Source organism: Dermabacter sp. Marseille-Q3180 (assembly GCF_940792985.1).
GTDB lineage: Bacteria > Actinomycetota > Actinomycetes > Actinomycetales > Dermabacteraceae > Dermabacter > Dermabacter vaginalis.
The window spans coordinates 631821-651557 of record NZ_CALNWU010000001.1; the positions used below are offsets into that span (position 1 = coordinate 631821).

Sequence of the window (19737 nt, forward strand, 5' to 3'; positions counted from 1 at the left end):
CGAGTGCGCCTAGTGCTCCACGCGCACGGTCATTCCCGTCGCGCGCGCAGCGTTGGCGATAAGCGGGAGAGTCGTCACGAGGGTGCCTCCATCATCTGCCGCGATCGCCTGTGACCATGACCCGCGGAAGAGACCACCGTCCTGAGAAACGACGATCACGCCGGCAATGGATGAGGGATCCTCGGCCAGGTCGCTTGCCGCTAAGGTCAGGGAATGCCCCGCCTCAAGCTCGTGTGCTGCACCCGTTCCTATTGAGCCATCACGCTTGATGACGGCGACGCTCAGTTGCGCGCCGCTCTCACTTTCGAGGGTAAGGGTGCCACCCGCAGCACCGCGTCCAAGGGCAAGAATCGACGCCGAGTCGATGCCTTCCCCGGGGGTGTACGTCGCAAAATCCTCCGGAAGTCCCACCGTATCGCCCTGGCGGGCGCCGCTCGCCACCCGGGAGTTCACGGTTCCCACAACGGACGATCGTGCGCTCACAACGATCGTGTAGGTGCCACTGTCGAGGCCCTCAAGCGCGGTATCGATGCTCGCTCCCTGGCCCGGGTCCTTCACATCCCACTCTTTCATCACGGCGCCTTTCGAATCGAAGGCGCGGGCCGTGGCAATCGAGTCCTCGGCACGCACTGATGCGGGGTCGCCCGGCGCTCCTCCTCGCGCAGTACGCGCGAGCGCAAGGTGAGCGGAACCACCATCGCGCACCGCGACTCCCGGGAACACGAGCGTACTTTCCGGAGTGCTCGGTTGAACGTGCTCGGTGCCCATGGGCACGAGACCGTCGCGTCTCACGAGCTCGGCACTCATCGCGAGTGCGGTTCCGTGAACTTCAACATCGAGTGCCACGGTTTCGCGCTCGTCAACGAGCGTCGCCAGCGGAACTCGAGTGGTCTCACCTGGGCCCACGACAATGTCGGACCCCTGTGTAGCCGGTTCAACCCCATTTTCTGAAAATGCCGTCACGCGAGCGCGCGATGCGCGGCTGCCAGGGTTGATCAGGACGAGAGCGTCTGAGGTGCCTGCGCGCGTCGTGAGTCCCGCGAACGATGCCGCCGTTGTCGCCCTCGCACAGCGCGAGAGTGCAAAGCCACGGTAGTCTCCACTCCCCGTCACGTGCGCCTGAGTTGCCTCCACAACGGGCTCGGCTCCGTCTGCGGTGCTCGCGGTCACGACACTCGAGTTTTCGAGAGTCTCGAGGCTATACACGGCATTGAGCAGCGCACTCGTTGCCGGATCGACCTCGGTCGCGTTTCCCTCGGCATCAAGGCGAGCAATTCGAGGGGCAGCATCCTTGCCGCCGGCGTCAGACGGACCGGGCTCGAAGCTGGTCTGTGAACTCTGTTCAACCCCGTAGAGGGCATTGGAGGTGGGATCGAGGGCGATCGCACTCATTGACACCGTTGACGCGGGCGCGCCGCCGGCGAAGTCGGCGTCTCCAGCGCTCTCACCCGCTTGGCGCGCGTCGATCGGCCCCTGGCAGGCCCGAACGGCCCGTGTAGAGGTCGACGTCGCGGTCGCGAGGCTCGCTTTGGTCAAGGTTTTTTCGGGAACAACAATCACGACGCTTGCGACCAGGACGAGGATGGCGCAGACCACGAGCGCAGCGAGGGGTGCCCGTGAGTTTTCGCGATTACCAGTCATCGTTTCTCCTCGCTTCGGTTGCGTCTTGGAACCGCAGCGAGCGCACAGATGATGAGACCTATGACGGTCACAATTCCCGCACCGAACTGCAAATCGTCTCGGTACGACACCTCGAGGTGGCCGTGTTCTCCCGCGGGAACGATAAAGCCCTGCTTCCAGGTGTCGAGAATCGTGGGCCTGAGCTCTTCGCCGTCGAGTGTTGCCCTCCAGTGTGGATCGCTGCGCACGGCGAGTGCGAGCTCACGCTCCGTGTTAGAGGCGTCAACCGTGCCGGTAACGCGGGTTCGTTCGGCGTTAAGGGGGGTGACCTCCCCGTTTGCACCCGAAGCGGCCGTGAGGTGCGCGCGAGAGCTCGTGCCCGATACTCGCCACAGCCCACCCGCATCACTCGACGTCACGAAGTCAAGCTGCGGCGCAGCGGCAAGCGCATCGTAGAGGCGAGCTTGCGCACCCGGCTCCCCCGTGACAACAACGTACCCGATGGCGAAATCGGCGAGATCCACCTTGGCCTCGGCTCCAATTTCCGAACCGAGCGCGCTCGCGACGGCCCGGGCGAGGGCCTCCTCAGCTGCATCGGATGGTTGGCCACGTTCTGCCGCTCGAGCCCGCGCAGTTTCATACGCCGCGGAGGAGTCGTCGACACTCATATGCGCGCCATTCACAAGATGCGCCCGCACCTCACCGCGTGAATCCTCATGCAGCACCAACGTGCGTGTGCGCTCAGTTCCCGCGGACGAATCTACGGCGACCGCAGGAATTTCGCTACTAACACGGCGATCAACCTCGAGTGCACCGCTCCCTTTCGCGGTCCAGAGCCCAGCAGACGCCACGAGCGCCACAAGACACAGCCCTTGCACCGCAAATGCCGCGATTTTCTGTGCACCGTTAGCGGGCGCGTGGGAGCTTCTGGCCATTGCGTCCCCCACGCAAATGAGCCCAACGATTGCCGCACCGCTTGCCACCATGAGCGCCGCACCAGGGTAGGCGGTGTGGGGGGTGGAGCCCTCAAAGCCCACTACCGTGCGCTGTGAAATCCACGCGAGAGCCACGGCACCGGCAAGCGCAAGCCCGCTTATCCGACCGGTGAGGCCCGCCGTGTGGCGTAGGAATCCGGATACGACGGTCGCGACCACGGAAATTATCGCAGGCATGAACAACAGGCCCAGTGTCCACCAGCTCGATCCCGCGCCGAGTATCTGCGCGACGGGGTCAGCGGGCGTCGGTGTGAGGGCGAAAAGGCGCATGACCCCCGGGGCCTCAAACGCGAGCGGCATACCCGCGTTCGCGAGAAGTGTCTCAGGCCGGGCGAGGTAGTCCGGCAGCGTGCCGAGGTGAAGGAAAAGTGTCGGGAGCGCCACCCACCACAAGCGTTTGCGGCGCCCGGGGACAAACGGCGCCACGGCTGCCGTGCCAAGGAAAAAGAGAACGGCAAGGGCCGGCTGCACGAGCGAGACGATGGCGACCATGAACCCCGCCATTGCGGCAGCGGGGATGCTCGCTTGCGAAACCTTATGCGGGAGCCCCACGGCTCGCGCGAAGAAAAGCGCGGCCAGGGGAACGGTAACGCCGAGAAGCATAAGGGGCCATCGCCCCTCGAGCACGGCGCACACAAAAGCGGGAGAAAGCACCCACGCGAGAGTCGCGATGATGCGCACCACGATGCTTCGCGTCACGGTACCGCTTGCGCACCACGCCGCTATCGCACTCAAGGCAATGCCCGTGAGAAGAATCCAGGCACTCACGCTCGCGCCGCTCACGGGGATAAGCGCCATCACTCGCGCGAGAAGATCCGCCGGCCCCTCAGCGCCAAGGCCGCCGGGAAGCCACGCCGATGTCACGATGTCCCAGTTATCATGCGCGTTCGACGCGAGAGGAAGGTAGTGGGCGCCCCCTAAAGTGCCCTCTCCAATGAGAGGGCGTACCGCGAAGAGCCCACCGACGAGGGACGCGAGAGCGACGATGACCGTCCAGGCCGTGTGCCGACCATAATCAGCATCGTCGAGACCATGGCGCGTTCCTGCGATGCCCCAGCTCGTCCGGCGAATCATCCGCGTACGCTCATCGTCAGCGAACATGGAGGTCCACCATGCGTCGAGTCGCTCACGCATCGCCACCTTGCGTGGCATGTAAAGAGCGCTCATGCGCTTACGCGACATGCGGGCCCTGCCCGCCGCCTTCCGGGAGCGCACCAGGACCCCGGGGGCCTTCGCAAAAACCCTGAGGAACGCGAGAAACTCGTGCTTCACCGCATGCGCATCGTGGCGCGTGACCGCACGCGCCATGCGCGCGAGGGTGACCAGGGGCAGGGCGATAAGAGTCAAAAGCGCCAGCGGAAGGGAGCGGAACTTCACGAGCGAAAGGACCTGCGAAGACCGGTACCGGAAATCCTGTGGACGCGTACGGATATCGTGCGGGATACGGGTGGAGGCGGATGGCACGACCTTGACGCGCTCACCCGCGCGCCACACCCGCTGGGAGAGGTCGATGTCGTCCCACGGTGCCGTAAGGGCAGGATCCAAGCCACGAAGCTTATCGAACGTGCGAGCCCTCACAAGCAGGCCCGGAGCCGTGACCGCGAGGACCTCGCTGCGCCAGTCAGTTTGTCCCTGGTCGATCTCACCCGGATCCACACTCGTGAGGAGCCTATGGGAGTGCGTGAGAGAAAGGCCCAGATCCACGAGGCGCGAGGCGGGACGATCGAGATCGTCGAACGCAAGATGCTTGGTGCCAACTAGGCCCACCGTTGGGTCCTGTTCGAGAGCGTCTTCGAGCTCCTCGAGACACGTTGCGCTAGGGACCGCTGCGCCGTCAAGGATCCACAGCCATGGCTCGCCATCACCGCTGCGCTTGCGCCGGCGACCAGCTCCACTCGAGCCGTGGCGCTCGCGAGTGTCCTCCCTCAGTCGTTCAGGGACGAGCGCTGTGTGGGTCGCAGTTCGTTCTTCGCGCCGTTCCTCGCGGTCGAGATTGATGTCTCTCGCTCGTCGCCCAAGCGTCCCACTCGTGAGGTACGCTCGCTTTTCCCAGTCGAGATCACGGGCCGAATGCACCGTTGGCTCGGCCTCACCGGAAACAGAGAGGGGTTCCGACGCTTGCTCGGCTACCGTCGGACTTTCCTCCTCGTGCTGTGCCCGCCCACCAAACGCGGGGTTCAGAAGAGTGAAATTGCGCGGCGCATTCTCATTTTCGCCCGCGGCCTGCGGTGGCGCTGAGGTCTTCTGCCCACGCGCAGCTTGAGTGTCGCTGGCGTGCCGGCGCTCCGGCAACTCGGTTCGGGGGCGATCCCGCCGGGCCGTCTTTGCTTCTTCAACGGCGCTTGCGAGATCCTCGACAATCGTGTCGCGACGCGCGTGAGCCGGGTAAACGCGTAGCAGGTCGAGGAGTCCCTCGTCGCGCGCCGCCTCGAGACCGTCTCGCAGTTCTTTGGTGGCCGATTCCACAACGGCGGTGAGCACGCACGCGGGACGGACTGACTGGGTGCGCACCGACTCGAGGGTGCGTTTGACATCCTCGATTCCGTGGGTAGCGGAAACGAGGATGAGAGCGGCAACGTCCCGTTCGGTCCCCGGGCACAACCGCCGATCAGCAAAGAAAAGCTAGAGCGCACGCTTCTTGAGCTTGCGGCGCTCGCGCTCCGAAAGGCCGCCCCAAATACCAAATCGTTCATCATTAGCGAGAGCGTACTCGAGGCACTCGGCACGCACCTCACACGAGATGCAGACCTTCTTTGCCTCGCGAGTCGAGCCGCCCTTCTCCGGGAAGAACGCTTCCGGGTCGGTTTGGGCGCACAGAGCGCGCTCTTGCCACGAGCCCTCGCCCTCGCCCTCGGGGAGCAGCGAGGAGAACTCGACCAGAGTGAGCTCGCGGCGAGCATCATCCTCGAATGCCTGGAGGGTCATGAGGGTCCTTTCGAGAGTACGGGCGATGTTGTTGACGGTTACTGCCGATGCTCCGCGAACACCCCGCAAGCGGAGCTAGAGTTGTCCTGGAGCCGTTCGGCGTTAGCACTAAAATACACCGATGTAACTTAGGCGCGTCAAGCCGCTTAAGAGAATCTTGAGAGTTATGATCTTCCACTTTAAGGCGCTGCGAGCGAAGAAACCCAGCGACGCTATCACCGCCTGACACCCTGACCTGCAAAGGAACCTCACATGCCCGCACGCCATCTCCCCGGGGACGAACCGTTCTTCCGCGAATGGAACGAGCATCACGGGCCGTATACTCGCTCACGCTCACGCGCAAAAATTTTCGCTCGAGCGATCGGTCTCGACACTTCGCCGAGCGTTCCCGTCATCGGGGTTGTCGGGTCAAAGGGCAAGGGATCGGCGGTCGCCGCCACTACCCAGTACCTCATGACGCTCGGGTACACCGTGGGCACGATCTCCTCTCCCCCGTTCCTCACCAACCGCGAACGCATACGACTCAACGCCAAGCCGCTTCCTGAAAGCGACTACAACGCGCTTGCCTCGCGCGTATCACACGCGCTCACCCTCATGCCTCCCGTGGAGGACACAGGAGGCTACCTCGCCCCTACAGGGCTCTTCACACTCGCGGGAGCCGACTACCTCCTTCGCCACGGCGTCGACGCTCTCGTCATCGAAGAAGGGCTCGGAGGGGCAACCGACGAAATCTCGCAGTTTCGTCTCGACACTCTCGTCGTCACTCCCGTGTTTCTCGAACACGAAGGTGTCATCGGTGACACCGTCGACGCGATCGCTCGGAACCTTTGTGGCGCGGGCGATGAGCGCACCCGAGAGGTGGTGTTCCCCGAGACTCTCTGCCGCGAGGCCCGCGAAGCCATCGACCAGCTTCTCCCAGACGCCACTCGCCACGAAGTGTCCGCGCCGAAGGACCTCGGTTTCGGTCCTCTCACCTCCATGAACGTCGCAACGGGATACACTGCGGCCTCCGTCACCCACGCGGCGCTGCAGAACCTGCTCCCCTCCCCCATTCAGCACAAAGAGGCCTTCCGCCTCGCCAGCACACTGCACCTTCCCGGCCGCTCCTCCCTCGTACACGCTCACGGGACCCGGTGGCTTCTCGATGCGGCTATCTCCCGCGAAGGCGTCGCCTCCGCTCTCGAGAATGCGCGCAGCACGGGCCAATTCGACGACGCCCACACCCTCGTGTGCATGCCGGATATCAAAGACATTGCAAGCATTCTCGACCTCCTCGAGAAAGACCGCACGATCCTTGCGACAACGCACGAGGACCACCTGTTCTTCGAAAACTACCCCTCAGACTGGGAAACCTTGCCGCTCGACCAATCACTCGCCACCATGAAAAGCCGAGCCACGAGCGTCATCGCCCTAGGGACCATGAGCTTTGCGGCCGAAATGGCGGCCTATCTCGAACTCGACACAGAACACTGGATCTCCCCGGGTAGCGAACCCTGCCCAGACAAGGCGACGAAATGAGTGCTCTCCTTCAATCCCTCGATCGCATGGGCACCACCCCCGCCCTCGTGAGCTATGCCGAGGACGGCCGCACCGAACTCTCCGGCCGCGTCCTTGCCAACTGGATCATCAAATCGATCAACTTCTTCGCGAACGAACTGCTCGTGGACGAAGGCTTCACGCTCGTCCTCGACCTTCCCCCGCACTTTAAGCGCAGCGTTCTCCAGATTGCCGCGTGGCACCTCGGTGCGACCGTCTCCATCGCGGGCGTAGACGACCTCCCCGAGCACATCGATGTTCTCGCCACGTCACACCCCGACACGGCGCTCGCAGAGCGCGCCGAGGACGTCCTCGTCCTCGAAGCTCGCGCGCTGTCCCTCGCGTTCCCGGGCGAGATTCCCCCTCTCGCCCTTGACTGGGTCCAAGCCGTGCGAGCGGCAGGAGACGATCTCGAGGTTCCCCTCGGGGCCTTCACGGGGCCCTCACCTACGCCACGGCCCGAGTGGGGTTCCGCGCGAAGGGTGGGACTCGACGATATCGATCTCCAGGAGGCTGCCGAGGCACTCGCGGCATGGGAGGAAGGGCGTACGATCGTCGCGCCCTATACGAAGCTCGATGCCGCCACACGCACAGCCGAGGGCCTCGAAAGCACCTCCGAGGCTTAGGCGCTTGCGCGCAGAGTTTCCACGCCCTCGGTGGGATCGCCGTCGAAGATCACGCGCCCCTTTTCGAGGACCACGATGCGCGTACACAACTCGGTGAGCATGTCGAGCTCGTGCGAAACAATCACCATCGTCTTGCCGCTCTCCTGCATCTCACGAATCCTCGCGAGACACTTCCTCTGGAAGGGCTCGTCGCCCACCGCCAGAATCTCGTCAACAAGGAAAATATCAGGATCCGTGTGCACCGCGACTGCGAAGGCCAAGCGCAGAAACATTCCTGAGCTGTAGTACTTCACATCCGTGTCGATGAACTGCTCGATCTCACTGAACGCGACGATGTCATCGAAACACGCGTCAATCTCGCTTTTCGACATCCCGAGAATCGCACCATTGAGATACACATTCTCGCGACCCGACAGATCCGGGTGGAAGCCCGCCCCCACCTCGATCAGACCGGCAACCTTGCCACGCACACTCACGCGACCGCTATCGGGGAAAAGCACACCCGAAATCGTCTTCAGGAGCGTGGACTTGCCCGAACCGTTAAACCCGATCAGCCCGACGGTCTCCCCCGCACGCACCGTCACGTCGACACCGTCGAGTGCCATGAACGTGTCACGGAGCTTCTTCCCCTTGAGGGCCGAAAACACGAGCTCTTTCAATGCCCTCGTGTGTCGCAGGGAGAACTCCTTGTACACGTTCTCGATACGCACCATTTCGCGTGGGGATTCAGAAACAGGCATCACAGCTCCTGCGCAAATTTCCGCTTTGAGCGCTCAAACACGAACGTTCCCATCGCAAAGACCGCAACCGCGATCAGGAGCCCCGCCCACCAGAGCTCCGCGGCTTCAGCGCCAGCAGCAACCGTTGGCGCCGATGCGCCCGATTCGTCGAGCGCATGCGCCATCGGGCGCCAAAACGCTCCGTGGAAACACTCCACGACGATCGTGATCGGATTGAGCCTATAAAGCGTCCACCAGATGCTTCCTCCAATGGCCTCCTTCACCATTGCGAGTGCGTACAGCACGGGCGAGGTCCACGTCGCCACCATGATGATGAGATCGACGAAGTTCTCAACATCGCGGAACGCCGCATTGAGGGCCGCCGCGAGCATGCCGAGCCCCACCGTAAAGACGAGCAGAATCACCATGCCGATGAGGAACCACCAGCCTTCGGCAATGCTCGGCCGCCACCCGAAAAGGCCGGCCCCCACCATGAGGACGAGCACTTGCGGCACGAAGTGCACGAGCGCCACGAGCGCACTCGCCCATGGGAAAAGCTCAGAGGGGAGGTAAATTTTCGACACGAGCGGTGCATTCGACGCGATCGAGCGCGTGCAGTTCCCGAACACCTCGCTGAAGAGGTTGATCACGATGATGCCGGAAAACAAATACGCCGCGTACGCGGGTAGTGAACGATTGAGCTGGAGGAACACACCGAGCGCGAGATAAAAGACCGCAAACTGCACCGCGGGCTTCGCGTAGCTCCACGCCATCCCAAGCACGCTACCGCGATAGCGCACCCGCAGTTCCTTCCTCACGAGAAGCTTGAGAAGAAACCGCTCGTAGAAGGGGTTGAGCCAGCCCTTATCGCTTCCCGGGATACGCCAACCTTCAGTCTTCTCCGCACGCGTCAAAGACGGAATACTCACGCGTTTTTGCCCTCGCGTTCCGATGCGGGATTTGCCGCGAAAGTACGCTCCCACGACTCAAACGACGTGAGTTCATGCGCCGCTGCACGGTACTGCTCGCGCAGCGTATTCCACTTCGCAAAGAGCTCAGCGTGCGTGCGCACAGCTTCCGCGAGAAGTTCGCGTACCTGCTTCGGGTCTCGCTTGTACCAGGCGAGCTGAGTACCCTCGGCGTTCGACACGAGCGCACTGTCGTAATGCGAAAGACGCCACCAGCGCGCATCCTGGTGCGCAATCGCTTCCTGCGGGTGCTCGCGCGAAAGTTCGCTCGGCTTCGACAAGGTCTGCTTCGCGAGCTGCTTGATCGTCCACGCCGGCATGAGGAGTCGTCGAGGCTGGCTAAAGCCCCGACCTTTGCGTGGCGGCTTGTTCGTGCGCACAGCGGGGTAATCGTCGACGTCTTTCTTCTGCACGGCATCGTCGAACTGAGCGGCCAGGGCTCGGATCTCGGGAAGCGTCGTCCCGATCGTCTCGTGAAGATGCTCAGGACCTGCAAGAACATCACGCTGAGCCATCAGGCGGCCCGTCTGGGTGTAGTACTGCATGGAAATCACATGCTTGATGTCCATGAAGTGCGATTCCTTCACGAGCCTGCCGCCGCGCTCATAGGGCGAATGCAAAAGCGCCGTGATGAGCCTGTTGCGCTCGTGGAAGAACGCCTGCCACCCCACAAGATCGTCCTTATCCCCCCACGCCACGTGCCATACTCCAGCGCCGGGAAGGGACACGGTCGAGTATCCGGCGTTCTTCGCCCGCAGGCCGTATTCGGCGTCATCCCATTTGATGAATACCGGAAGAGACAGGCCGATCTCGCGCACGACCTCGGTGGGGATGAGGCACATCCACCAACCGTTGTAGTCGACATCGACCCGACGGTGCAGCCAGGGCGTCGCCCTCAGCGGATGCGACGCAAGGTCGTAGCTGAGGGACATCTCCTGATGCGGAAGCGCCGGCTGGATGCGCCACCGATCAACGATCTCTCCGAACGTGTGGAGGGACGTGCGATTGTTGAGATCAAACATGTGCGCACCCACGATCGTGGGCTTTGTTGCGAAATCGGCGAAGGTCACGAGACGCTCGAGCGAGACGGGTTCGATCACAATGTCGTCATCGCAGTTCACGACATACGTGGATTCTCCCGCCATGCTTGCCTCGTACATGCCGCGCGAGAAGCCACCTGAACCGCCGATGTTCCCTTGCTCAATGATTCGAAGCTTGCCGCCCATTGCCGCCTCGAGCTCGGCGAGTTCCTCGGCGTGATCGCGAAGGCGATCGCTTCCCTGATCGACGATGAACATCGTGTCGAGAGTCTCGAGCAGGCGGGGTGAATCGGCAATCGTGCGGATGTTCTCGAAGCAATAGCTGACCTTGTTCATGGTCGTCATCGCGATCGAGAACGATCCGCGCACGCGCGCGAGAGACTCGGGAGCCGAGTACGCAGCGCCGCGTACCTCAAGATCTTCCGCACCCGCATAGGCGTCGAACCAGTACCAGCCGCCGTCGCCGAACGCCGTGAGCGGAAGGACGAAGGTCGATGTTTCCTCACCCGAAACGGCCCTCGAGGCTACGCGCTGCGAGCGGCCTTTTGCATTCGAGCGGTGCACAACAATCGTCCCTTCGCCGCTGGTCACGACCGTAAGTGTCACCTCACGCACAGGGGTCCAGCGGCGCCAGTACGAAGCCGGGAACGCGTTGAAATAGGTACCAAACGAGCGCATGCGCCCCGCCGGGATCGTCAGCCCCGTCCGGGAATAGGCATCAGCACTCGCCTCAGCGTTCGCTGGCGACGACACGCTCGCGAGAGTTTCCGCAAATCCGCCCGGCGATCCCCCTGCCACTTCGACCGGGGTGACGTGAGCCTGCGACTCAACGTACAGCGGCATCGTTTCGGGGCTCGCGCCGAGCGGCATGACGAGCCGGTGGAGTTCGCGGTGCCCTTCGGGCAGGTTCAACGTGTCGTTCATGGTGCTCTTTTCACTCATCGGGGTCACGGAGGATGCGCACAACTAGCGGCGCAAAAGGTCCTCAAGTTTGTTGTCGGCCATCGAGAGCGCGGCACCGATCGCCATGTGCATGTCGAGGTACTGGTAGGTGCCGAGACGACCGCCGAAGAGGGTCGAGGGCTCAGCCTCGGCCCGCGCGCGGTATTCGAGGAGGGTCGAGCGGTCATCCGCGGAATTCACCGGGTAGTACGGTTCATCCTCGCGGCTCGCGAAGCGCGAGTACTCGCGCATGATAATCGTCTTGTCTTTCGCGTAGTCGCGCTCGGGGTGGAAGTGGCGCGGCTCGATGATGCGCGTAAAGGGAACGGACTCATCCGCGTAGTTCATCACCGACGTTCCCTGGAAATCGCCGGTCTCGAGGGTTTCGGACTCGAGATCGATCGTGCGCCACTTGAGGTCACCGAGTTCGTAGTCGAAGTAGCGATCGACGGGGCCCGTGTACACAACGGGAAGCTGACCGCGCACGTCCTTTTTATTGAACGGCTGCGACTCGTCGAAGTAGTCCACGCCGAGCTTGACCTCGATGTTCGGGTGGTCCGCCATATTTTCGAGCCAGGCCGTGTACCCGTTGGTGGGCAAGCCCTCGTACGTGTCGTTGAAGTAGCGATTGTCGTAGGTATAGCGCACGGGAAGGCGTTTGATGATCGAAGCGGGCAAGTTCTTCGGATCCGTTTGCCACTGCTTGCCCGTGTAATGCTTGATGAAAGCTTCATACAGCGGGCGCCCGATGAGCGAGATGCCCTTGTCGTTCAGGTTCTCCGGGTCCTGACCCGCGAACTCACCGGCTTGTTCGGCAATCAACGCACGGGCTTCGTCCGGTGTCATGGCCGCGTTGAAGAACTGGTTGATCGTGCCGAGGTTGATCGGCATGGGGTACACGATGCCTTTGTGGGTCGTGTACACACGGTGCACATAGTTGGTGAACGACGTGAACTCGTTCACGTACTCCCACACGCGCGTGTTGGATGTATGGAAGAGGTGGGCGCCGTACTTGTGTACCTCAATGCCCGTCTCGGGGTCGATCTCGCTGTAGGCATTACCGCCGATGTGCGGGCGGTTGTCGATCACGGTCACCTTTGCACCGTGTTCGCGTGCGGCGCGATCTGCGAGCGTCAGGCCGAAAAGGCCGGAGCCGACGATGAGGAGGTCGGGCGTACTCATGGGGTGTCTTTCCCTTCGAGGCTTGATGGGTCGCTCCCACAATAGCGGTCGCGCCCGCATAATCACGTCTACGCACCGCCCCCACGGCACTGGTTCGTCACATCACGTGGTACGGCGAGGGCAAAGGCTTCGCGCTATCGCATGAGGCCGCGTTCAATCACGCGCCAGTAGACTCGATCGCGCACCGCTGCCGGGATCGTGCGGTACACAGCGCGCCCGAAGAGATTCCGCACAGCCCTCGACACGCTCGTGGTCCCGCTCTTGAGCATCGCGAATTGCATACGTACGTCACTCACAAAGAGGGTGAGACCTCCGCGGCGCCGGTAGAGATTCGCGCTCACGCGATATTCCACGAGCACGTCGGGAACGTTCCCCATCCGTGCGCCCGAGCGGAGCATGCGGTGCCAAAGGTCGTAGTCCTCCATGAGGGGAACATCTCGATACCCGCCCGCTTTTTGCACAGCACTCACGCGCATGAGCACCGTGGGGTGATGGAACGGTGAGTGATCGCGCATGTAGCGTGCAATTTCTTCATGCGCGAGGGGACGGCGGCGAATGAGATCCTCGCCGTCCTCGCTCCGGCGGGGCCGCGATCGCTCATCGATCTCCCGCATGTAGGCCCCAACAATGTCAAGGTCTCCGTCGCGTAATGCCGAAAGCTGCACCGCAAACCGCTCGGGGCGGCTCACGTCATCGGCGTCGGCTCTCGCAACAAGGGCGCTCTCACAGTGCGCGAGTGCACTGTCGAGGGTCCGCGCAAGTCCGCAGTGCCGCTTATTTCGCACGACGCGAGCGCGCCCGTAATCACCATCGAGCACCTCGGAAACGACCTCTTCAAGCCCCTGTGGAAGTGGGCCGTCAATCGCGAGAAGCAAAAGCCCTGGTGCGATAGTTTGGTGAAGCGTAGCGGAGGCGAGCGCTTCGCGCGCATGGTCGGGATCGTCCCCCTTCCACAGCGGCATGAGGACCGTGAGATCAGTATCAACCTCACGCTCACGATGCGGGCTCACGTGAGAGCCCTTCGCGAACGCTCGGCGCTATCAATCGACGCCTCAAGAGCACGGATCTCGGTCGCACTCATGGGGTCGGCAGCAAGAACTACGCTCGAGCGCCTAGGCGACGTAAAGAGACCTTCCCTCATGCCTTTCATCGCGACAGGGAGCACGTCTGCGTGAGTACGCACGAGGGTCTGCACCCAGCCGAGTGCGCTCTTACCGCCATAGAGCACCTTTTCGATCGGGGTGAATGACTCGGTCTTCGTGAGCGCCCACAGTCGATTGCGCACGTCAAAGTAGAAACGCGAACCGGGGTTTGTTTGGGCGTTAGAAAACTTCCGGGTACGGTGCTCGACCGTGCTTGAGGCGACAGCGAAACCGTGGGAGTCGCGCAAAAGACGGCCCGTGTATTCGAAGTCGTCGGACCAAATGAAGTAGTCGGCAATGGGGAGTCCGTGTTCCCACGCATCCTCGGCGGCAATGAGCGCCGAGACAAAGCTCGCCGTGCGGATGGGGCGCGCCCCAAGCTGTGCGTAACGATCGAGCTCGGCGTCACTCGTGCCGAGGCGCGTGCGCGAGGAGTTCATGGGGTGCGGCCTACCGTCGGTCCAGACCGCAAGCGAGCTGAGAACGCTTGCGTGAACGTCGAGCTTGCGCTCAACCTCGAGGACCTTCTCGAGCGCATCGGGCGCTGGAACCGTGTCGTCGTCCATGATCCACAGGAAATCCGGGCTGTGCTCAAGGAGAGCGTGTGCCATGCCCGTGCAGAAACCACCGGCACCGCCCACGTTGCGATTGAGGTGAACCACGTCGGCGTCAATCGGGTGGGCGTCGGCGACGGCACCGGAACGGTCCGTGCTTGCGTTGTCGACGATCACCACACCGTCGAGGGGTCTCGTTTGGGAATGGAGAGCATCGAGGCACTCCCCAAGTAGCTCCGCGCGGTTGTAGGTCACCACTACCGCCACGACTCGACGCGTATCCTCTTCTACCTCACTCTCATTGGGCACGAAACGCTCGGCAATCGGAATTGCATGATCGGGGCCGCTCGGCATTCCATGCGCACGCACCCAACTCACGGTCTCGCGCAGAGACTCTTCGAGTGAGGGGCGCTCAGGAAGAAGCGCCTCCAATTTTTCCCGTGAAAGCTCCGCGCTCGGGCGTGCGTCAAGCGCGAATCTTTCGAGCCGGCGCGGAAGCTCGAGTCCGCTCGCACGCACTGCTTCACCTGCGCGTCCCGCGCGCGCCATCAGGCGTCTGCCCGGCAGGGAAAGCGCAAGCGGCGCAGTTTTCGCGATGGAACGCACGAGGGCGCGCAGCTCATGGTCATCGAGGCGCGGAGAGTCGGCGACGTTGAGGACGTACGGCTCTCCGGTAGGCGGGTTCAGTTCGAGGGCGGCACGGGCGGCTCGTGCAAGTGTTCCGACGCTTGCCAGGGGGCGCGCGATCACCGTAGGCGTAAGCGAGACCATCCCCGAATTCACGAGCGAGGCAATCACCCGCGAAACCCGCGCGTGAGATCCAGGGCCAAAAAGCTCGGCAGCGCGTAAAACTACCAGGCGTCGGCCTTCGCCCGCACTCGCCCACTGTCCGTACAACCGTTCCGCTTCCGCAAACGCGCGCCCCTCCGCTGTGGTGGGGGCGGGCGAGAGCGTTTCGTCCGCGCTCTCCTCCCCCGTGTCACCGTAGACGACACCGCTAGAGACGAACACGAGCGTGCGCACCCCTTCGCTTTCCGCTGCGGCGATGAGTGAGCGCGCCCCGCCCACGAGAATCGAATTGAGCGTGCGCACACTGACGCTGGAAGGGTCGGGCACACCGGCAGCATTGACGACCGTGTCGCAGCCGCGAAGCGCGCCACGCAGGGCCCTTTCGTCACGGATGTCGAGAGTGGTGTGGCAACCGTGTTCATGCGAAGGCCGAATATCCGCGGTCGAAACATTCCACCCGTGCGTGCGGAGCTCGCGGGCGATATGAGAACCCGCGAAACCTGCACCGCCGAGAACGAGGGTGTCCACCGGTCCATTCGGTTGGCTTTTTCCTGACACGTTGTCTCCTCGCTTCACCACCGCGCTTGCCGCGAAAGTCTAGGCCCGATTTTACGGGGGAGCAGGCTCAAGCCTCGCGCGTACACGCCATTTTCTCGTCGCAAATATGCCTCACCTCGAGCCCGCCTCTGGGGTTTCTGCACTAAGCGGTGTGTACTGTGGGAGCGCGCCAAGGCGCGACTAACCGCACTCTCCGGATGAGAAAAGGTAAACACGATGACGGGTGACTTCCCACGTGACGGCGGCCACGACCGCCCGCGCCCCGGCCATTCGCGCGCCCGAGCAGGCGGATCGGCCCGCCCCCTCGCGCGGCCACACGCCCCAAGGAAGCGCGACTCGTACGCCGAGCAGGCGTCGGCTCCGGAGACACCCACCCGCCAGATGCCGCCGGTCCGCACCCAAGGGCGCCCGGGGGCTGTGAAGATGGATTCGCGCCCTCGCGCGAATGACGGACGGAATGGGCAAGGACCGCCCGCGCCTGCCTCAACCGGACAGGCCTTCCCCCCGCCCCGGCGCAAAAAAGGCTTTTCCCGAAAACGCACTTTCCGCCTCGCCCGCACAATCGTGCTCTTCGTCGTCGTGATTGCGCTCGCGTGGCCCGTGGGACTCGGGCTGTGGACCAACTCGAAGATCTCGCATGTGGAGGCGCTCTCTGGAGCGGCCGATACGCCAGGCGAAACCTACCTTCTTGCAGGAGCCGACATCGAACAGGGCGGCGCCCAACGCACCGACACGCTCATGCTGCTTCACAAGGCGGAAAATGGACAACAGTATCTCGTCTCGATTCCGCGCGACACGCTTGCCGAGATTCCCGAGCACGGAACGCACAAAATCAACGCCGCCTACTCGATGGGTGGCGCCCCCCTTCTCGTCAGAACCGTTGAGAAGCTCACGGGGCTCACGATCGATCATTTTGTCGTGATCGGATTCTCCGGAGTTGAGGATGTCGTCAACGCGATCGGCACCGTCAATCTGTGCATCGACCGCGATGTCGATGATGAGCGTTCGGGCCTCAAGATGGCCAAAGGCTGCCACGACGTGGGCGGTGAGCAAGCCCTCGCGTTCGTACGCGCCCGCTATTTCGATCCCACGGCCGACATAGGCAGGCAGCAGCGCCAGCAGCAGTTCGTCAGCGCTCTGATGAAAAGAGCATCCTCACCTGGCGTCCTGCTCAATCCTCTCACCCAGGTGAATCTCGCAAGCGCGGGAACGAAAGCCCTCGTGACCGATCACGACACCGGCCTCATTGACCTCGCAAGTGCCGCCCTGGTCATGCGTGCAGCCCCCAACTCCGGAGGTGTTCTCGCCATGCCGATCGAGGACCCGAATTTCAAGACGAAGCACTCCGGGGTCGCGATCAAAGTTGACGACGAGGACGTGCGCGCGTTCTTCTCATCGATCGCCGACGGCTCGGCCGAATCGAAGCCCGAAGGCTAGAGACCGCCGCACGAAGCGACGCTCACGCGCTCTACTTAAAGAGAAGGTCCGTGACGATGTTGATCGCGTTCAGCAGCGGCTGCCCCTTTGCCTTCGAGTAGTCCGTGTAAAGGATATGCACGGGGTATTCGGCGTACGTCAGCTCGTGGCGCCCAATCTCCGAGACGATTTCCGAGGCGTGTGCCATGCGGTTTTGCTCGATTGAGATGGATTCGCACGCGTGGCGGCTGAGCACGCGAAGGCCGTTGTGAGTATCGGTGAGACGCACCCCGCTCGTGAAGTTCGTGAACACGATCGCCATGCGCAGCACGATGCCTTTAAGAAAACCCGGCTTGGTACGGCTATCCAGGAAGCGTGAACCGAGCACGCAGTCGACGCTTTCTGACTGCATTTTCTCGATCATGGCCGCGGCATCGGCGACCTGGTGCTGTCCGTCGGCATCAAACGTCACGACCTGCTTCATCGAAGGATCTCGGCGTGCGTAATCAATACCGGTTTTGATCGCGGCCCCCTGCCCCATGTTGTAGGGGTGGCGCACGACGACTGCACCAGCGGCTTCGGCTTCGGCAGCGGAGTCGTCGTGGGACCCATCGTCGACACAGACGACAAGAGGGTAGGTTTCGCGCAGTGCGCGAATAACGCCGCCAATCACCGGCCCCTCGTTATACAGGGGGATCACGAACCAAGTGCTGTCGGCTCCGGGGCCAAGGGTCATCGGTAGTCCTCGTAAGAATTGACGATTGCGGCGCGTTTCTTGGCGCAGGCGACGCATAATCGCCCCTGCAAAGGCTACCCTAGTCGGTAGTGACACCTGCGCATTGCGCTTCGAAAAACTCGACTGCCCTAAGGAACCGCGCCTCATGAAGGACGCCGTCGCGACACTTGGAACGATCGGATTGCCGCTCGCCGTACAGTTCGCCGCGAGTGGGCACGAGGTCGTTGCGCCGACGCCGTGGCCCTTATCGCTCCCGTTTCCGTAGACGAAGAGACACTTGGGAGCCGAACTTCCGCTACACGGGTGCGGCCACACGTTCGCTCGCCGAACACCTCACGCCTGGCACCGTTGCTGCGCGCGAAGCGACACTTCCGGTAGGGACGACTCGCACACCTTCCTTCCCGCCTTCGAACGCACCATCGCCGTGTGGGACCTCGACTCGCTGGAAGCCGCCGAGCTCGCCAAACTCGCCGAAACAACTTCCCGAGACCTCAATATCGGCTTTGCGAACGAGCTCGCGCTTTTCTGCCAGGACCAGGACCTCGACGTCTACAAGATCATTGCCGCATCCAGTTCTCAGCTGAACTCACAAATTCACCAACTGAGAATTGCAGTAGGTGGCCACTGCGTTCCCGTCTACCCGCAGCTCTGCCTTTGGATTGACCCTCATGCCGAAGCTTTTCGTACGGTTCGTAAACTCAACGCCTCGGTTCCGGGCGAGTTCGTGGGCTGAGCGAAGGAGCTTCACGGTTCGCTTGAAGGGCTCACAGCTGTGGTGCACGGCGCGGCGTACCGAGTTGGGGTCAAGGAGATAGCGGTCTCAGGCGTCTTCCCCACCGTTGCCGGGCTCGAGGCGCGAGGAGAAGCCCGGGTGCGCGTTCACGACCCGTTCTACAGCGACGGAGAACTCGCTCAAGAGGGTTGGGTCGCTTGGCACGAGTGCGACAGCGCCGATCTCGCCTCAGGATCGTAAAAACGAATAACCCTGAGTACCGCGGGTACACTGCTGTAACGAACCCAGGTGTGCGACTGCTCATCGGTGGCCGAAACATCACCTCGTTCGAGAACCGGGTAGGCACACCGCGCTTCGCACTAAGCAACGGCGAGAACTCAACTTTAGGAAAGGCCTCATGATCGACATCATCAGCTCTCCAACCGAACTTGTTCTCGACAGTCGCTCGCTGATTATCCAGATCATCCTCATTCTCGGGATTCTAGGGATCACCGCGTGGCTGTTCATTAAGCGCGGGGCAAAGCAGCTCGCCATTCGGCGACTCATTATCCTTGCGTTTGCTGTTTTCGCCGTCCTTGCCGTCATCTTCCCCGGCGCCGTGACTACCGTTGCCCAGTTTGTGGGCGTTGGGCGTGGCACTGACCTTTTGCTTTATGCCACAGTCGTTGTTCTTCTCGGTTTCCTCGCCCTCCAGGAAGCGCGCACAAAAAACGCGGAAAAGCGAACGACCAAGCTGGCCCGAAAGGTTGCCGTCTTCGAGGCGGAGCAACCTGAGGCATTCCGTAATCACGCGTTGAACGCGGCAAAGGAGTCATGAGCGCCTGGTTCATATTTGCGTGGGCAGCTGGGTTTTCAGCGCTTCTCGCGTTCCTTCCCGGTTTCGTTTTCGCACGCCTCTTGCGGGTTCCGCGACTTCTTGCCTTTGCAGCTGGTCCGGCTCTCACCGCCGAAATATTTGCCTTGGGCGCGCTCGAGCGCCTTTGCCCGTTGGTAGGTGCGAAAAGCCGCGGGAATCGGCTCAGGCACGTAAGCGCGGGTTGCAAAAACGATATACCCAGTGCCCTCGCGTTTACGCTTCCTCAGGCAGCACCACGGTGACGGTGCGGACGGCACCGTCACCGTAGTGAGGGGGCGCTCAGCACGGGCCTGGGACCGCTGGAGGGCTGCGTTAAAGTCCGACGGTTCCTTTGCCAAGACGCTCCATTGATTTTCGAGCGTCTCCACCCACTCAATTTCAGTGCGAGCATCGTCGTGGG

16 protein-coding genes are annotated in these 19737 nt (G+C 62.5%); 5 read left to right on the top strand and 11 right to left on the bottom strand.

Going from position 1 to position 19737, the window contains the following annotated elements:
* Positions 1–9: 9 nt before the first annotated feature.
* Genes NBW56_RS02910 through NBW56_RS02920 form a run of 3 tightly spaced genes read right to left on the bottom strand, consistent with a single transcriptional unit; the run spans position 10 to position 5540 of the window.
* Entirely contained in the window at positions 10–1641 is a 1632-nt protein-coding gene (locus tag NBW56_RS02910; RefSeq protein WP_250257925.1) for a DUF5719 family protein, read from the bottom strand.
* A complete protein-coding gene (locus NBW56_RS02915) occupies positions 1638–5216 on the bottom strand; it encodes a glycosyltransferase (RefSeq protein WP_250257926.1) in 3579 nt (1192 codons plus the stop codon). The genes NBW56_RS02910 and NBW56_RS02915 overlap by 4 nt, the downstream gene beginning before the upstream one ends.
* Positions 5217–5237: 21 nt before the next feature.
* Entirely contained in the window at positions 5238–5540 is a 303-nt protein-coding gene (locus NBW56_RS02920) for a WhiB family transcriptional regulator (protein ID WP_065248129.1), read from the bottom strand.
* 252 nt (positions 5541–5792) lie between these two features.
* Here NBW56_RS02920 and NBW56_RS02925 point away from each other — a divergent pair, with 252 nt between their 5' ends.
* Both NBW56_RS02925 and NBW56_RS02930 read left to right on the top strand, forming a co-directional pair.
* Complete coding sequence (locus NBW56_RS02925) at positions 5793–7058, top strand: folylpolyglutamate synthase family protein (RefSeq protein WP_074299048.1); 1266 nt, start codon at positions 5793–5795, stop codon at positions 7056–7058.
* The gene (locus tag NBW56_RS02930; protein WP_065248131.1) at positions 7055–7702 is read left to right on the top strand and encodes a TIGR03089 family protein; all 648 of its coding nucleotides are present in this window, start codon (positions 7055–7057) and stop codon (positions 7700–7702) included. The genes NBW56_RS02925 and NBW56_RS02930 overlap by 4 nt, the downstream gene beginning before the upstream one ends.
* Here NBW56_RS02930 and NBW56_RS02935 read toward each other — a convergent pair.
* The 6 genes from NBW56_RS02935 to NBW56_RS02960 form a co-directional block, all read right to left on the bottom strand.
* Positions 7699–8442: an ABC transporter ATP-binding protein gene (locus NBW56_RS02935; protein ID WP_065248132.1), complete on the bottom strand. Its 744-nt coding sequence runs from the start codon at positions 8440–8442 to the stop codon at positions 7699–7701. The genes NBW56_RS02930 and NBW56_RS02935 overlap by 4 nt on opposite strands.
* Complete coding sequence (locus NBW56_RS02940; RefSeq protein ID WP_065248133.1) at positions 8442–9350, bottom strand: ABC transporter permease; 909 nt, start codon at positions 9348–9350, stop codon at positions 8442–8444. The genes NBW56_RS02935 and NBW56_RS02940 overlap by 1 nt, the downstream gene beginning before the upstream one ends.
* A complete protein-coding gene (locus NBW56_RS02945) occupies positions 9347–11353 on the bottom strand; it encodes a glycosyltransferase (RefSeq protein ID WP_250257927.1) in 2007 nt (668 codons plus the stop codon). The genes NBW56_RS02940 and NBW56_RS02945 overlap by 4 nt, the downstream gene beginning before the upstream one ends.
* A gap of 42 nt (positions 11354–11395) precedes the next feature.
* Complete coding sequence (gene glf / locus NBW56_RS02950) at positions 11396–12553, bottom strand: UDP-galactopyranose mutase (protein WP_239378714.1); 1158 nt, start codon at positions 12551–12553, stop codon at positions 11396–11398.
* A gap of 134 nt (positions 12554–12687) precedes the next feature.
* Positions 12688–13563: a glycosyltransferase gene (locus NBW56_RS02955; protein WP_250257928.1), complete on the bottom strand. Its 876-nt coding sequence runs from the start codon at positions 13561–13563 to the stop codon at positions 12688–12690.
* Positions 13560–15596 (bottom strand): NAD-dependent epimerase/dehydratase family protein, encoded by a 2037-nt coding sequence (locus tag NBW56_RS02960; protein ID WP_250257929.1) that lies wholly within the window; start codon positions 15594–15596, stop codon positions 13560–13562. Before NBW56_RS02960 ends, NBW56_RS02955 begins: the two co-directional genes overlap by 4 nt.
* A gap of 564 nt (positions 15597–16160) precedes the next feature.
* Here NBW56_RS02960 and NBW56_RS02965 point away from each other — a divergent pair.
* On the top strand, positions 16161–17033 hold the full coding sequence (locus NBW56_RS02965; protein ID WP_250257930.1) for an LCP family protein: 873 nt from the start codon (positions 16161–16163) through the stop codon (positions 17031–17033).
* A gap of 31 nt (positions 17034–17064) precedes the next feature.
* On the opposite strand, the gene NBW56_RS02970 is transcribed toward NBW56_RS02965, so the two are convergent.
* Positions 17065–17748: a glycosyltransferase family 2 protein gene (locus NBW56_RS02970; RefSeq protein ID WP_250257931.1), complete on the bottom strand. Its 684-nt coding sequence runs from the start codon at positions 17746–17748 to the stop codon at positions 17065–17067.
* A gap of 277 nt (positions 17749–18025) precedes the next feature.
* Here NBW56_RS02970 and NBW56_RS02975 point away from each other — a divergent pair, with 277 nt between their 5' ends.
* Both NBW56_RS02975 and NBW56_RS02980 read left to right on the top strand, forming a co-directional pair.
* The gene (locus tag NBW56_RS02975) at positions 18026–18481 is read left to right on the top strand and encodes a nucleotide sugar dehydrogenase (protein ID WP_250257932.1); all 456 of its coding nucleotides are present in this window, start codon (positions 18026–18028) and stop codon (positions 18479–18481) included.
* Positions 18482–18878: 397 nt separating this feature from the next.
* Positions 18879–19298 carry a DUF2304 domain-containing protein gene (locus NBW56_RS02980; protein WP_250257933.1) on the top strand — a complete coding sequence of 140 codons (420 nt, stop codon included), beginning with the start codon at positions 18879–18881 and terminating at the stop codon, positions 19296–19298.
* Positions 19299–19333: 35 nt separating this feature from the next.
* Here NBW56_RS02980 and NBW56_RS02985 read toward each other — a convergent pair whose 3' ends face one another.
* A complete protein-coding gene (locus NBW56_RS02985; RefSeq protein WP_250257934.1) occupies positions 19334–19705 on the bottom strand; it encodes a hypothetical protein in 372 nt (123 codons plus the stop codon).
* Positions 19706–19737 lie beyond the last annotated feature (32 nt).

Bases quoted from the DNA above. Each gene is read 5' to 3' on its own strand.
- NBW56_RS02945 (WP_250257927.1), bottom strand. From the start codon at position 11,353: ATGAACGACACGTTGAACCTGCCCGAAGGGCACCGCGAACTCCACCGG.
- NBW56_RS02910 (WP_250257925.1), bottom strand. From the start codon at position 1,641: ATGACTGGTAATCGCGAAAACTCACGGGCACCCCTCGCTGCGCTCGTG.
- NBW56_RS02925 (WP_074299048.1), top strand. From the start codon at position 5,793: ATGCCCGCACGCCATCTCCCCGGGGACGAACCGTTCTTCCGCGAATGG.
- NBW56_RS02935 (WP_065248132.1), bottom strand. From the start codon at position 8,442: ATGCCTGTTTCTGAATCCCCACGCGAAATGGTGCGTATCGAGAACGTG.
- glf (WP_239378714.1), bottom strand. From the start codon at position 12,553: ATGAGTACGCCCGACCTCCTCATCGTCGGCTCCGGCCTTTTCGGCCTG.
- NBW56_RS02930 (WP_065248131.1), top strand. From the start codon at position 7,055: ATGAGTGCTCTCCTTCAATCCCTCGATCGCATGGGCACCACCCCCGCC.
- NBW56_RS02980 (WP_250257933.1), top strand. From the start codon at position 18,879: ATGATCGACATCATCAGCTCTCCAACCGAACTTGTTCTCGACAGTCGC.
- NBW56_RS02920 (WP_065248129.1), bottom strand. From the start codon at position 5,540: ATGACCCTCCAGGCATTCGAGGATGATGCTCGCCGCGAGCTCACTCTG.
- NBW56_RS02970 (WP_250257931.1), bottom strand. From the start codon at position 17,748: ATGACCCTTGGCCCCGGAGCCGACAGCACTTGGTTCGTGATCCCCCTG.